Below are 13,433 nucleotides of genomic sequence, written 5' to 3' on the forward strand. Positions count from 1 at the left end.
AGCCAGGACGACTACGCTGAAGCCATGGCGTACCCTCTCCCATCTTGTCATCGCCCGCGGATGACGCCACACTCCGCGACATAAGAACAAGACGATATGGGAGAAACATGACCACACAGCCATTGGCCAATCTCGCCGACATGGTGCGCGAGCGCGCGACGAGCCGCGGCAACGCGATCGCCTTCGAGTTCGAGGGGCGCGCCACCAGCTTTGCCGAATTCGACGTCAAGACGAATAAAGTGGCCAATGCGCTGATCGCGATGGGTGTGAACAAGGGCCAGCGCATCGCCTATCTCGGCAAAAACAGCGATATCTATTTCGAGCTGCTGATGGGCGCGATGAAGGCCGGCGTGGTGATGGCGCCGGTGAACTGGCGGCTCGCGGGCCCCGAGGTCGCCTTCATCGTGAGCGATTGCAAAGCGCCGGTGCTGTTCGTGGGACCCGAGTTCATCACCCAGGTCCGCCAGATCAAGGACCAGTTGCCGGACGTGCGCAGCGTCATCACCACCGAAGGCGGCGCGCCGGAATGGCAGGATTTTACAGCCTGGCGCGATGCACAGAGTGGCGACGATCCCAAGGTGCCGATCGACACGAAGGACATCGCGATCCAGCTCTATACGTCGGGTACGACAGGCAAGCCGAAGGGCGCGATGCTGTCGCATGCGAACTTCCTCAACCTGGTGCAAACAGGTAATGCCGAGGACAAGCCCGAGTGGAACCGGTGGTCGACCGACGACGTGTCGCTGGTCGCGATGCCGATTTTCCATATCGGCGGCTCCGGCTGGGGCGTGATGGGGCTCTACCACGGCGCCCGCGGCGTGATCGCGCGCGAGTTCGATCCGACCAAGGTGCTGGATTTCTTCGAGCAGTCCGGCATCACAAAGCTGTTCATGGTGCCGGCGGCGATGCAGTTCGTGGTGCGGCAGCCGCGCGCGAGGACTGTCGATTTCTCGCGATTGAAATACATGCTGTACGGCGCCTCGCCGATACCGGCGGCGCTGCTGAAGGAATGCATCGAAATCTTCAAATGCGGCTTCGTGCAGATGTACGGCATGACCGAGACGACAGGCACCATCGTCGCGCTGCCGCCGGAGGATCATATCGAGGGCTTGGAGCGGATGCGCTCGGCCGGCAAGGCGCTACCGGGCGTCGAGATCGCGATCCTCGATGTTGACGGCAAGCCGCTGCCGCCGCGCGAGGTCGGCGAGATCGCGACGCGCTCGGGCTCCAACATGGCCGGCTACTGGAACCTGCCGGAGGCCACCGCCGCGACGTTGCGCGGCGACGGCTGGCTGCGCACGGGTGATGCCGGCTACATGGACGAAGACGGCTATCTCTACATCCACGACCGCATCAAGGACATGATCATCTCCGGCGGCGAGAACATCTACCCGGCAGAGGTCGAGAGCGCGCTGTGCGATCATCCCGACGTCGCGGAAGCTGCCGTGATCGGCATACCCGACGACAAATGGGGTGAGGCGGTGAAGGCCGTCGTAGTGATGAAGCCGGGCAAGCAGGCGACCGCCACCGACATCATCAACTTCACCCGCGAGCGCATCGCCGGCTTCAAGACGCCGAAGAGCGTGGAGTTCCTGCCGGCCCTGCCGCGCAATCCGTCAGGCAAGATTTTGCGACGGCAGTTGCGGGAGCCGTATTGGGCCGGGAAGGATAGAAGGGTGAATTAGCGCCACTCCGGCCACATCGTCGTCCCGGCGAAGGCGGACCCATAGCCACAGGATTGGGTTTTGCGAAAACTCGGAGTTGCCGTCTCGCGCTACGACTTCTCCGTGGGGTAATGGGTCCCGGCCTTCGCCGGGACGACTCCGGGGAGAGACTGCGCGCAACAATCCCTCAATGCTTCCCCGGCCCCATATAGCCGAACAAAAATCCCGCTACCTTGCGGATCTGGATCTCCTCGCTGCCCTCGGTGATGCGATAGCGGCGGTGATGGCGGTAAATGTGCTCGAACGGCTTGTGGCGTGAATAGCCCATGCCGCCGTGAACCTGCATGGCGCGGTCGGCAGACTCGCAACACAGGCGGTTTGCCCAGTAGTTGCACATCGAGACGCGGTCGGAGAGCGTGCGCTCGATCTGCTCCTCGGTGAGCTTGTCCATTTCCCAGGCGGTCTTGCGGATCAACAGGCGCAACATCTCGGCCTGCGTCGCAAGCTCGACCAGCGGGAATTGGATCGCCTGGTTCTCGGCCAGCGCCTTGCCGAACGGTTTTCGCTCGCGCGCATACTTCACGCTCTCGTTGATGCAGTAGACCGCTGCCCCCAACGAACTCGCTGCCTGCCGGATGCGGTTTTGATGGACAAAACATTGCGCCAGCGACAGGCCGCGACCGTCCTCGCCGAACAGCGCATCCTCCGGCACGAACACGTCCGTAAAGCTAACGCGGGGATGATCGGTCGGCATGTTGAAGGTCCACATATACTCTTCGATCTTCACGCCATGGCTCGTGGCCGGCACCAGGAAGCAGGTGATGCCGCGGGCATCGCCGTCATTGCCTGACGTGCGCGCGAACAGCGCGCAATGCGTGGCGACGTGCATGCCGGTCGTCCACATCTTCTCGCCGTTGATGATCCAGCCCTTGACGTTGTCACGGGTCGCGGGCACCGCGCGCGCTTCCATATGGGTGGCGTCAGAGCCGTGATTTGGCTCGGTCAGGCCGAAGGTGATGCGGTACTTGCCCTTGATCGAGCCGTCGATCATCGCCTTCTGGTCGTCGCGTCCGTAGCGATCGAGCATGGTGGCGACGGGGAAGTTGCCGACGATGGAATGCTCGTTCTGGAGGTCGTTGTGCAGGCCGAGGCCCTTGGCGGCAAAGTGCTCGCGGATGACCGCCATCCAGAGGTTGGAGCCATTCTTGCCGCCATATTGCTTCGGCACCGCAAAACGCAAATGGCCGGCGGCGTCTGCGAGATCCTTGGCCTTGCGCAGCAGCGCCTCCCATTCGTGGCGCGGCAGGCCGCCATTCTCGAAATCGGTGCGCGCCCATTCGCGGCGGTGATCGAAGAAGCGGATGTTATCGTCGGCCGCCTCCAGCGGCTTGATCTCTTGTTCGATGAAAAGGTCGAGCTCTGCGAGATAGGCGACGAGATCGGCAGGCAGCGAGAAATCCACGGCTCTCTCCCGGATGATTTTTTCGTTTTGCGTTAAGGCGCTGGGCGCAGCTTTGCTTCGCACGATTAAGGTGAGAAGAGCGCCGCCAAGTCAAGCAATGGGAGGCGTGCCGGATGCGCAAGGCGCATTGCGCAATTCGATGGTGCTCTAGCGCGGAGGCGCGGTAGTATTCCGGCAATATTCCTTCACGAGAAACTGCGGGAGCGCGCGATGGAGCTGAACTTTTCCAAAGTGGAACGCAAGGGGCCGATCACGATCGTCACGCTGTCGCGGCCCGAGGTCTACAACGCGCTGCACACTGACGCGCATTTCGAGCTCAACAAGGTGTTTGACGATTTCTCCGCCGATCCCGAGCAGTGGATCGCGATCGTCACCGGTAGCGGCGACAAGGCGTTCTGCGCCGGCAACGATCTGAAATGGCAGGCCGCCGGCGGCAAGCGGGGCTGGGACAAAGGCGGCTTCGCCGGCCTCACCGCGCGCTTCGACTGCGACAAGCCGATCATCGCCGCGGTCAATGGCGTGGCGATGGGCGGCGGTTTCGAGATTGCGCTGGCCTGCGACCTGATCATTGCCTCGGAGAACGCGACCTTCGCGCTGCCCGAGCCGCGCGTCGGGCTGGCCGCACTCGCCGGAGGCCTGCACCGGCTGCCGCGCCAGATCGGGCTGAAGCGTGCCATGGGCATGATCCTCACCGCGCGTCATGTCAGCGCTAAGGAGGGTCTCGAACTCGGCTTCGTCAACGAGGTGGTGCCGCAGGGCGAGGCGCTCACGGCCGCGCTGCGCTGGGCTGAGATGATCACCAAGAATTCGCCGATGTCGATCCGCGCCTCAAAGCAGGCGATCCAGAAGGGCCTCGGCGTGTCGCTGGAGCAGGCGATCGAGGAACAGCGCGAATATCCAGCCGTGAAGGCGATGGTGGCGTCGCAGGACTACATCGAGGGCCCGAAGGCGTTTGCGGAGAAGCGGCCGCCGAAATGGGTGGGGAAGTGAAGGGTCGCTTGGCTCGTCACCGCCGTCATGCCCCGGCTTGACCGGGGCATCCAGTACGCCACGGCTTCTCGGCTCAATCACTGCCGTCTCTGGAATACTGGATCGCCCGCCTTCGCGGGGGATGACAGCAGAGAGTGTAGTACCGCCTACCCGCTTCGCGAGAGTTCGCGTTTGTACGACGCGTAATTCGGCTGGTCCACCGCAAGCTTGTCCATGGTCGTCTGCCACAGATGCTCGGCAAGGCCGGGCGTCGCTAGATCGACCTCGCCCTTGGCGATGCGCTCGGCCAGCGTGCGGTTGAGATCGGTCACCGAGCCGTCCATGCCGAGCAGAGCACGCAGCCGCTCCACCTCAGCGGCGTCGCTCCCCTCCTCCCGCGTCAACTGCCGCGTCACGAGGTCGAGGATGTTGATGGCGACGCGCAGCTTGAAGGCCTGATGGCCGTAGATCAGCGGCGCGATGTCGTTGCGGAGGAAATCGGCGACCGACTTCGTCAGCTCGATCGGGGTCGGCTCGTCCTGCATGGTCAACTCCCCCGCGGCGCCAGCAGCCGCAACAGATCGATCTCGGTCTCGGAAGCGCGGCGGCCGATCATGGCGCGTTCCATCGAATGGTCCGGGCCCTCGCGAAAGCGCTGCATCATGCCGCCGCACATGATGCCCCAGCGCAGCGTGCCCATCACTTCCCAGAATTTGACACGCGATGGATCGACCTTGCGCCCAGCCGCCTCATAGCCGGCAAACAGCTCCTGACGCGAGCCAAAGCCGCCGACCGGCTTGTCGATCTCGCCAAAGCGCCAGGAGTTGACGCAGACCCAGCCGAGATCCTCCATGGGATCGCCGAGATGGGCGAGCTCCCAGTCCAGCACCGCGCGCAGGCCGTCGGCGCCAATGATGAGATTGCCGTTGCGGAAATCGCCATGCACCAGCGTCGTCTCGGCCGAAGGGCCCGGATCGTGGTCGCGGAGCCAGCGCAGCGCCAGCTCGAAGACGGGTTTGGGCCAGTCCAGGCTGCGATAATCGCGTTCGAACTCAGAGATCTCCTCCGTCGCGGACCGGCTGCGCAGCTCGGGCAATTTGTCCCGCGGCAGCCCGTGCAGCTTCGCGAGCACGCCGCCGATCTGCCGTGCGAGACGCGGCCGCGCCGCCGCAAACTCGTCGTCGCGCAGAATCTTGCGCGCGATGGTTTCGCCCTCGACCCGCTGCATGATGAAGCCGGTGCCGAGATCGTCGTCCGGCGTGAGCACATGCATCACGCGCGGCGACGGCACGCCGGCCTCATAGGCAAGCTGCATCAGCTGCGCTTCCGCGCCGAGACCTGCCGCGCGCGTCGGCGCCGCGCCATACCCCTTCGGCGAGCGGCGCAGGATCGCACCGATCGGCTCGTCGGGATGCACGATGTCGAAGCGCCAGGTCTCCTGGCTGGCGCCGCCGGACAGCTTGGCCGCGCCGGTCACGCCGGTCGCCCCCTCGCACCAGCGCGCAACGCTGCGGGAAAGCTCAGCCTCGATCATTTGCCCTTGAACTGCGCCGGACGCTTCTCCAGGAAGGCGCCAACACCTTCGCGGAAATCATCCGTGTCGCCGGCATGGAGCTGGCACTGAAATTCGAGATTGAGCTGATCCTCGAAGGAATTCTCCGGGCTGTCCCAGTACAGCTTGCGGATCAGCGACAGCGCGACCGTCGGGCCGCTGGCGAGGTCGCGCGCAAGCTTCATCGCCTCCTCCATCAGCACGCCGTCATCATAGACGCGATTCACAAGGCCCCATTCCAGCGCCTTATCGGCCGGGAGCCGCTCGCCCATCAACGACAATTCGATCGAGCGTGCCTTGCCGATCAGCCGCGGCAAGAGCCAGGTCGAGCCGCAATCCGGCACCAGACCGATGCGGCGGAACGCTTGCAGGAAATAGGACGAGCGCGCGCACAGGATCATGTCGCCGAGCAGCGCGAAGCTCATGCCGGCGCCGGCCGCCGGGCCGTTGACCGCGGTCACGATCGGGCAATGCAGATTGCGGATGCGGCGCAGGAAGGGATGGAAGCCGGTCTCGAGCGTCAGGCCGGCCTTGGTCTTCTTCGACTGGTTGTTGCGGCCCTGGAGATTCGCCCCGGTGCAGAACGCCCGCCCTGCGCCCGTCAGCACCACGCAGCGCACCTCGTCCTTCTTCTCCTCGATCGTGTCGAGCGCTTCTGAGAGACCGCCCAGCATGTCCACGGAGACCGCGTTCATCACCTCCTGATGGTCGAGCTTGAGGATCGCGACCGAACCATCGAGATCGAGCGTGACGTGTTTGAACTGCATGGTTTCCTCGTGAGTTGCGGCCTGCACCAGTTTCGCAGACCGGAATTGCTTTTGCCGGGGCGCATATTTGATTTTTGGCGCGGTCTTGTCCATGGTGATCGGAGCATAGCAAGCAATCTTGCGCGCAGCGGCTGATGCGCACGATGCAAAAACAGGAAACGCGCCATGAACCTTTTCGACCTTTCGGGACGCGTCGCCGTGATCACCGGCGGCAATGGCGGCATCGGGCTGGGCATCGCGCAGGCGCTCGCCGGCCAGGGCTGCAACGTCTCGATCTGGGGCCGGAATGCTGACAAGAACAAGGCCGCTGCCGCGAGCCTGGCCGGGCTATCAGGCAAGGTCGACACGCGGGTCTGCGACGTCACCGACCCGACCTCGGTCAACGCCGCGATGAAGGCCACGCTCGACACATTCGGCCGGGTCGACGGCTGCTTCGCCAATGCCGGCATCGGCGGCGGCGGCCGGCGCTCCTTTATCGAACGCACCGAGGAAGAATGGCGCACGATGTTTGCGACCAATCTCGACGGCGTGTTCCACGCGTTCCAGGCTGCCGCAAAACACATGACCGCGCGCGCCGAGGCCGGCGATCGCTTCGGCCGGCTGGTGGCGACTTCGAGCCTCGCCTCGATCTTCGGCACCGCGCGCAACGAGCACTATGCCGCGACCAAGGCCGCGATCAACGCGCTGGTGCGTGCGCTCGGCGTCGAGCTGGCGCGTCACGGCGTCACCGCGAACGCGATCCTGCCGGGCTGGATCAAGAGCGACATGACCTCGGGCCTGATGGCCAACGAGAAATTCGTCGCCAACGTGATGCCGCGAATTCCGGTGCGGCGCTTCGGCGAGGCCAGCGACTTCGGCGGCATCGCGGTGTATCTGATGAGCAAGGCCTCGTCGTACCACACGGCGGATACGTTCGTGATCGACGGCGGTTATACGGCGTTCTGATTCTCGTAGCCCGGATGGAGCGCAGCGCAATCCGGGACCGCCAAAAGCAAACAAGACCCGGATTACGCTTCGCTCCATCCGGGCTACAAATCATAATGAGGGGAACGGCAAATGTTTTCACACGTGATGATCGGCACCAACGACCTCGACAAGGCCAAGACGTTCTACGACAATTTGCTCTCCACGCTCGAAGTGCGGCCGGCGCGCGTCGACGGCCGTCGGATCTTCTACATCACCAAGACGGGCGTGTTCTCGGTGACGAAGCCGATCAACGGCGAAGCGGCGACGCCTGCGAATGGCGGCACCATCGGCTTTGCCGCCAACTCGCCGGAACAGGTCAATGCATGGCATACGGCCGGCATCGCCGCCGGCGGCGTTCCTTGCGAAGATCCTCCTGGTGTCCGTCAAGGCCCGGGCGTCAACCTCTATATTGCCTATTTGCGTGACCTCGACGGCAACAAGATCTGCGCGATGCACCGGATGGCAAGCTAGGCCGGCCGCAACCACCGCTGTCATGCCCCGGCTTGACCGGGGCATCCAGTACGCCGCAGCTTCTCGATAGATCACATACGCCTCGGAGTACTGGATCGCCCGATCAAGTCGGGCGATGACAGCGAGAATGCCGCCCATTCAAACAACATTTCAAACGTCCGCGATATTCCATCGCATGGCATGGCTCGCGTTGGAAAAAATGCGCGCTCGCACTTTGGCGACGCTGCGACTATTCTCCGGCGCAACGCGATCTCAGCGACCCCGGGAGGAACAATGACAAAACACACCTATATTCCCCGCACCACCAACTACACCCTCAATCCCGGCGACGAGCTCAACGACCTCAGGATGTCGGACCAGGTCCGGCCGCTCTACGATCACGTCAGGAAGTTCATCCGCGACACCGTCGAGCCGATGTCGATCGAATTCGCCAAGGCCGGCGAAGGCAAAGAGGATCGCTGGAGCTTCACGCCGAAGCAGCTCGAGGTGCTGGAGAAGGCCAAGAACAAGGCCAAGCAGGAAGGCCTCTGGAACTTCTTCCTGCCCGACGACGAGACCGGCCAGGGCCTGAAGAATCTCGACTACGCCTATATCGCATCCGAGCTCGGCAAGAGCCCACTGGCATCGGAGAGCATGAACTGCTCGGCGCCTGATACCGGCAACATGGAGGTGCTGGAGCGCGTCGGCACCAAGGAGCAGAAGGAGAAGTGGCTGAAGCCGCTGATGAACGGCGAGATCCGCTCCGCCTATGTCATGACCGAGCCGAACGTCGCCTCCTCCGATGCCAAGAACATCTCGACGAGCGCAAAGCTCGTTGGCGACGAATGGGTCATCAACGGCGAGAAGTATTACATCTCCGGTGTAGGCGATCCCCGCTGCAAGATCCTCATCGTGATGGTGAAGACCAACCCGGATGCGGCGCCGAGCAAGCAGCAGTCGCAGATTCTGGTGCCGCGCGACACGCCCGGCGTCGAGGTGCTCGGTCCCATGTACGTGTTCGGCCAGGACCACGCGCCGCGCGGCCACATGCACATGCGCTTCAACAACGTGCGCGTGCCCAAGGAGAACATTCTGCTCGGCGAAGGCCGCGGCTTCGAGATCTCGCAGCTTCGGCTAGGCCCGGGCCGCATCCATCACTGCATGCGCACTATCGGCAAGGCCGAGAAGGCGCTCGATTTGATGGTGCAGCGTGGCCTCACCCGTGAAGCCTTCGGCAAGAAGATCGCCCATCTCGGCGGCAACATGCAGATCATCGCGCAGGCGCGCTGCGAGATCGAGGCGATGCGGCTGATGGTGCTGAAGGCCGCCAAGGCCATGGACGTGCTCGGCAACAAGGAGGCCCGCGTCTGGGTCTCCATGGTCAAGGCCATGGTGCCGGAGCGAGCCTGCAAGATCATCGACCAGTCGATCCAGATGCACGGCGCCACGGGCATCTCGCACTGGACCCCGCTCGCGGAGATGTATCAGGACGTGCGCCATCTCCGCTTCGCGGATGGTCCGGACGAGGTGCACTGGATGGTGGTGGGACGCCACGAGCTGAGCATGGCGTGAACAACTGCCTCTCTTCCCCTCTCCCCGCACGCGGGGAGAGGCGAAGGGGCTACGACGCGGCCACCTCGCCGATCTTGTCCTGCGTCTTGGTCTCGAAATCGCTAGCGTCATGCCGCTCGTGAAGCTGGCTGGCGGGATCTCCGGAGACACGGTTGACCATGCGGCCGCGCTTGACGGCCGGGCGCTTGGCGATCTGGTCGGTCCAGCGCTGCACGTGCTTGTAGTCCTGCACGGACAGGAATTCGCCGGCGCCGTAGACCAGCCCCTTGGCGAGCGCGCCGTACCAGGGCCACACCGCCATGTCGGCGATGGTGTATTCGCTGCCGGCGAGATATTCGTTGTCGGCGAGCCGGCGGTCGAGCACGTCGAGCTGCCGCTTGGTCTCCATCGCAAAACGATCGATGGCATATTCGATCTTGGTCGGCGCGTAGGCATAGAAATGGCCGAAGCCGCCGCCGAGATAGGGCGCGCTGCCCATCTGCCAGAACAGCCACGACATCGCCTCGGTGCGGCTCTTGATGTCCTTCGGCAGGAAGGCGCCGAACTTTTCGGCGAGGTAGAACAGGATCGAGCCGGACTCGAACACCCTGATCGGCTCCGGGCCGGAGCGGTCCATCAGGGCCGGGATCTTGGAATTCGGATTGATGTCGACAAAGCCGCTGCCGAACTGGTCGCCGTTGCCGATTCTGATCAGCCAGGCGTCGTACTCCGCGCCCTTGTGGCCGAGCGCCAGAAGCTCCTCCAGCATCACGGTGACCTTGACGCCGTTCGGCGTCGCCAGCGAATAGAGCTGGAAGGGATGCCTGCCGACCGGCAGCTCCTTGTCGTGGGTGGGACCGGCGATGGGACGGTTGATGCTGGCGAACTGCCCGCCGTTCTCCTTGTTCCAGGTCCAGATTTTCGGCGGCACGTAGGCGGGGGTGTCGGTCATGGGGAGGGCTCCGGCGAAAAAGATGCGTCTGCATTAATTAGCCCACGGACGGCCGATGGCAAGCCCTGCCGGCCCTGCGTCCGGCGCGGGCCTCGCGACCGCGTCATGCATCCGACGTAGCCGAGGACGGCCATCACGAGAAGCCGCATCTGTCAGAGCCGGGCGTACGGCTTCGCGCAACACGGCGTGTGCACGCAAGATGCGCTGCCAAATCCGGATTGGCATAGCGCAAGACGATGGTCTAGCGTCGACGAGCCTTCGCTCAAGATTGCGACAACAGCAACGCGAGGCCGCCGGGAGAGAACGATGAAATCGCCGATCTGCGACATGCTGGGCATCGATTTCCCGCTGCTCGCCTTCAGCCATTGCCGCGATGTCGTCGCGGCTGTCAGCCGCGCCGGTGGGTTTGGCGTATTGGGTGCTACCGTGCACACGCCGGATACGCTCGAACGCGAGCTGAGATGGATCGACAAGCACGTTGACGGCAAGCCCTACGGTATCGACGTGCTGATCCCCGAAAACATCTCGACTGCGGGCGAGAAGGACGTCACCTGGAAGAGCCTTGAGGGGCGCGTGCCACAGGAGCACCGCAACTACACGCGCAATCTCCTGAAGAAATACGACATCGAACTCACGACCACCGAGGTCGCCGACAACCAGCCGCAGCCGTTCGATGGCAGGACCGCGCTGGAGCTGCTGGAGGTCTCGTTCAACCACCCGATCCGCCTGATCGCCAATGCGCTCGGCGTGCCGCCGAAGGCCATGATCGAGATGGGCAGGAAGCACGGCGTGCCGGTCGCGGCCCTGGTCGGCGCCAAGGAGCACGCGCTGCGCCAGGTCGCGGCCGGCGTCGATATCCTCGTGGTCCAGGGCACCGAAGCTGGCGGCCATTGCGGCGAGGTCTCGACCATGGTGCTGGTGCCCGAGGTGATCAAGGCGATCAAGAATATCCGCGACGTGCCGGTGCTGGCGGCCGGCGGCATCATGACGGGACGACAGATGGCGGCCTGCATGGCGATGGGTGCCGCGGGCGCCTGGACCGGCTCGGTGTGGCTTGCGACCGTCGAGTCCGAGACCACGGAGATCTTTCGCGAGAAGATGATCGCGGCATCGTCGCGCGATGCGGTGCGCTCGAAGGGCCGCACTGGAAAGCCGGCACGGCAACTTCGTTCGGTCTGGACCGACGCCTGGGAGCGCGCAGCCGAGAGCCCCGGCGCATTGCCGATGCCGCTGCAAAGTATCGTCAGCCGCGACGCCTTCAACTCGATCGACCGCGCCGCGGCGGGCGGCAACGCCAAGGCGCGCGATCTCGTGAGTTACTTCGTCGGCCAGGGCGTCGGGCTGATCGACAGCGTGAAGTCGGCCGGTGCGGTGGTGCAGGAGTTCAAGGAAGAGTTTGCCGAAGCCGTCGAGCACATGAATGCGCTGGTGGCGGAGTGATTGCCACACACCGTCATTGCGAGCGCAGCGAAGCAATCCAGACTACCATCGCGGAAAGACCCTGATTGCTTCGCTACGCGCGCAATGACAAAAAACTGACATCGTGAATTGAAGCATGACAGATAAGAAGCATACCCCCGAAGACCGCATCCCCGTCATCGTCGGCGTCGGCGAGATCGTCGACCGTCCCAAGGAGGTCACCGATGGCCTCGAGCCGCTCGACCTGCTCGAACAGGCGCTGCGGCGCGCGGAAGCAGATGCCGGCGCAAAGCTGCTCGACGAGGTGCAATCGCTCGATATCGTCAACTTCCTGAGCTGGCGCTATCGCGATCCGGAGAAGCTGCTGGCGCAACGGCTCGGCATCACGCCTTCGCATTGCTATTACGGCCCGGTCGGCGGCGAGAGCCCGATCCGCTACATCCACGAGGCAGCAAAGCGCATTGCGCGCTGCGAATGCAGCGTCGCTGCGGTTTGCGGCGCGGAGGCACAGTCGACGGCGACCAAGGCGGAGCGCGCCGGGGCAAAGCTGCCATGGACCCCGTTCGCCCACGACGTCGAGGAGCCGAAGCGCGGCGCGGCGTTCCAGAAGCCGCTGGCCGTGAAGCTCGGCGTGTTCCGCCCCGTCACCGTCTATCCGTTCTACGAAGCGGCATCGTCCGCCCATTGGGGACAGACGCCGCGCGAGGCTATGGCAGAGTCAGGCGTGCTGTGGTCGCGCTATTCGGAAGCTGCCGCGCAAAACCCAAATGCCTGGCTGAAGCGGCGCTATGCGCCGGAGGAGATCACGACACCGACGGCGGACAACCGCCTGATCGCCTGGCCCTACAACAAGCTCATGGTTGCCAACCCGAGCGTCAACATGGGCGGTGCGCTGCTGCTGACCAGCCTCGCCAAAGCGCGTGCGGCCGGCATCGCCGATGACAGACTGGTCTATCCGCTCGGCGGCGCCTCGGCCGAGGAGCCGCGCGACTATCTCTTGCGCGACCAGTTTTACGAGAGCCATCCGCAGAACGCCGTTTTGAAGGCCGTGATGGATCTCGCCGGCGGCGACGGCAGGAAGTTCGACGCGATCGAGCTCTATAGCTGTTTCCCGTGCGTGCCCAAGATGGCGCGGCGGACGCTGGGCCTAGGCGCGGACGTGCAGCCGACCGTGACTGGCGGCCTCACCTTCTTCGGCGCGCCGCTCAACACCTACATGACGCACGCGGCCTGCGCGATGGTCCGGCGCGTGCGCGACGGCGCAAAGCTCGGCCTGCTCTACGGCCAGGGCGGCTTCGTCACCAAGCATCATGCGCTGGTGGTGTCGAAGGCGCCGCCGCGTGAAGCATTGGCACAGGAGACGAGCGTGCAGGCGGCGGCGGACAGCAACAAGCGCGCGGTGCCGGAGTTCGTCACGGATGTCTCAGGCAAGGGCAAGGTGGAGAGCTTTACGGTGCTCTACGGCCGCGGCGGCGAGGTCGAGCATGGCGTGGTGATGCTGCGGACGGAAAACGATAGGCGCACGCTGGCGCGGATTCCCGCGAGCGATGCGGCAACGCTGGCGCATCTGCTCGACATGGATCGCACGCCGGTGGGTTCGCTCGGCGAGATCACGATGACGGTAGATGGCGTGCCGGAATGGAGGGTGGCGTAGCTCTCGTAGGGTGGGCAAAGGCGCTCT

The 13,433-nt window shown here is 64.2% G+C and carries 12 protein-coding genes; 7 read left to right on the top strand and 5 right to left on the bottom strand.

The window, feature by feature from the left end; genetic code table 11:
• Positions 1 to 107 precede the first annotated feature (107 nt).
• Positions 108 to 1,685: a fatty acid--CoA ligase gene (locus tag BcanWU425_RS27605; RefSeq protein ID WP_204510644.1), complete on the top strand. Its 1,578-nt coding sequence runs from the start codon at positions 108 to 110 to the stop codon at positions 1,683 to 1,685.
• Between the two features lie 166 nt (positions 1,686 to 1,851).
• Here BcanWU425_RS27605 and BcanWU425_RS27610 read toward each other — a convergent pair whose 3' ends face one another.
• Positions 1,852 to 3,126, bottom strand: a complete 1,275-nt coding sequence (locus BcanWU425_RS27610; RefSeq protein ID WP_204510643.1) for an acyl-CoA dehydrogenase family protein — start codon at positions 3,124 to 3,126, stop codon at positions 1,852 to 1,854.
• A 210-nt stretch (positions 3,127 to 3,336) separates the two neighbouring features.
• Between BcanWU425_RS27610 and BcanWU425_RS27615 the strand changes: the two genes are divergently transcribed.
• A complete protein-coding gene (locus tag BcanWU425_RS27615) occupies positions 3,337 to 4,116 on the top strand; it encodes an enoyl-CoA hydratase-related protein (RefSeq protein WP_204510642.1) in 780 nt (259 codons plus the stop codon).
• A 146-nt stretch (positions 4,117 to 4,262) separates the two neighbouring features.
• On the opposite strand, the gene BcanWU425_RS27620 is transcribed toward BcanWU425_RS27615, so the two are convergent.
• From BcanWU425_RS27620 to BcanWU425_RS27630, 3 genes are read right to left on the bottom strand one after another with little or no spacing between them, the layout of a single operon-like run.
• Positions 4,263 to 4,640, bottom strand: a complete 378-nt coding sequence (locus BcanWU425_RS27620; protein ID WP_204510641.1) for a DUF6285 domain-containing protein — start codon at positions 4,638 to 4,640, stop codon at positions 4,263 to 4,265.
• A 2-nt stretch (positions 4,641 to 4,642) separates the two neighbouring features.
• Positions 4,643 to 5,629, bottom strand: coding sequence for a phosphotransferase family protein (locus BcanWU425_RS27625; protein WP_204510640.1), 987 nt, complete (start codon positions 5,627 to 5,629; stop codon positions 4,643 to 4,645).
• Positions 5,626 to 6,414 (bottom strand): enoyl-CoA hydratase/isomerase, encoded by a 789-nt coding sequence (locus BcanWU425_RS27630; protein ID WP_026233276.1) that lies wholly within the window; start codon positions 6,412 to 6,414, stop codon positions 5,626 to 5,628. Before BcanWU425_RS27630 ends, BcanWU425_RS27625 begins: the two co-directional genes overlap by 4 nt.
• Positions 6,415 to 6,579: 165 nt before the next feature.
• Between BcanWU425_RS27630 and BcanWU425_RS27635 the strand changes: the two genes are divergently transcribed.
• The 3 genes from BcanWU425_RS27635 to BcanWU425_RS27645 all read left to right on the top strand — a co-directional run bounded on the left by BcanWU425_RS27635 (position 6,580) and on the right by BcanWU425_RS27645 (position 9,402).
• Entirely contained in the window at positions 6,580 to 7,359 is a 780-nt protein-coding gene (locus BcanWU425_RS27635; protein ID WP_204510639.1) for an SDR family NAD(P)-dependent oxidoreductase, read from the top strand.
• 111 nt (positions 7,360 to 7,470) lie between these two features.
• Complete coding sequence (locus BcanWU425_RS27640; protein ID WP_204510638.1) at positions 7,471 to 7,851, top strand: VOC family protein; 381 nt, start codon at positions 7,471 to 7,473, stop codon at positions 7,849 to 7,851.
• A gap of 273 nt (positions 7,852 to 8,124) precedes the next feature.
• The gene (locus BcanWU425_RS27645; RefSeq protein ID WP_027516797.1) at positions 8,125 to 9,402 is read left to right on the top strand and encodes an acyl-CoA dehydrogenase family protein; all 1,278 of its coding nucleotides are present in this window, start codon (positions 8,125 to 8,127) and stop codon (positions 9,400 to 9,402) included.
• A 49-nt stretch (positions 9,403 to 9,451) separates the two neighbouring features.
• Here BcanWU425_RS27645 and yghU read toward each other — a convergent pair whose 3' ends face one another.
• Complete coding sequence (gene yghU / locus BcanWU425_RS27650; RefSeq protein WP_204510637.1) at positions 9,452 to 10,333, bottom strand: glutathione-dependent disulfide-bond oxidoreductase; 882 nt, start codon at positions 10,331 to 10,333, stop codon at positions 9,452 to 9,454.
• Between the two features lie 306 nt (positions 10,334 to 10,639).
• Here yghU and BcanWU425_RS27655 point away from each other — a divergent pair, with 306 nt between their 5' ends.
• The gene (locus tag BcanWU425_RS27655; RefSeq protein ID WP_204510636.1) at positions 10,640 to 11,773 is read left to right on the top strand and encodes a nitronate monooxygenase; all 1,134 of its coding nucleotides are present in this window, start codon (positions 10,640 to 10,642) and stop codon (positions 11,771 to 11,773) included.
• Positions 11,774 to 11,888: 115 nt separating this feature from the next.
• Positions 11,889 to 13,406: an acetyl-CoA acetyltransferase gene (locus BcanWU425_RS27660; protein WP_204510635.1), complete on the top strand. Its 1,518-nt coding sequence runs from the start codon at positions 11,889 to 11,891 to the stop codon at positions 13,404 to 13,406.
• Positions 13,407 to 13,433: the final 27 nt, after the last annotated feature.

Origin of the sequence: Bradyrhizobium sp. WU425, assembly GCF_021052305.1 — a bacterium.
Classification (GTDB): domain Bacteria; phylum Pseudomonadota; class Alphaproteobacteria; order Rhizobiales; family Xanthobacteraceae; genus Bradyrhizobium; species Bradyrhizobium canariense_D.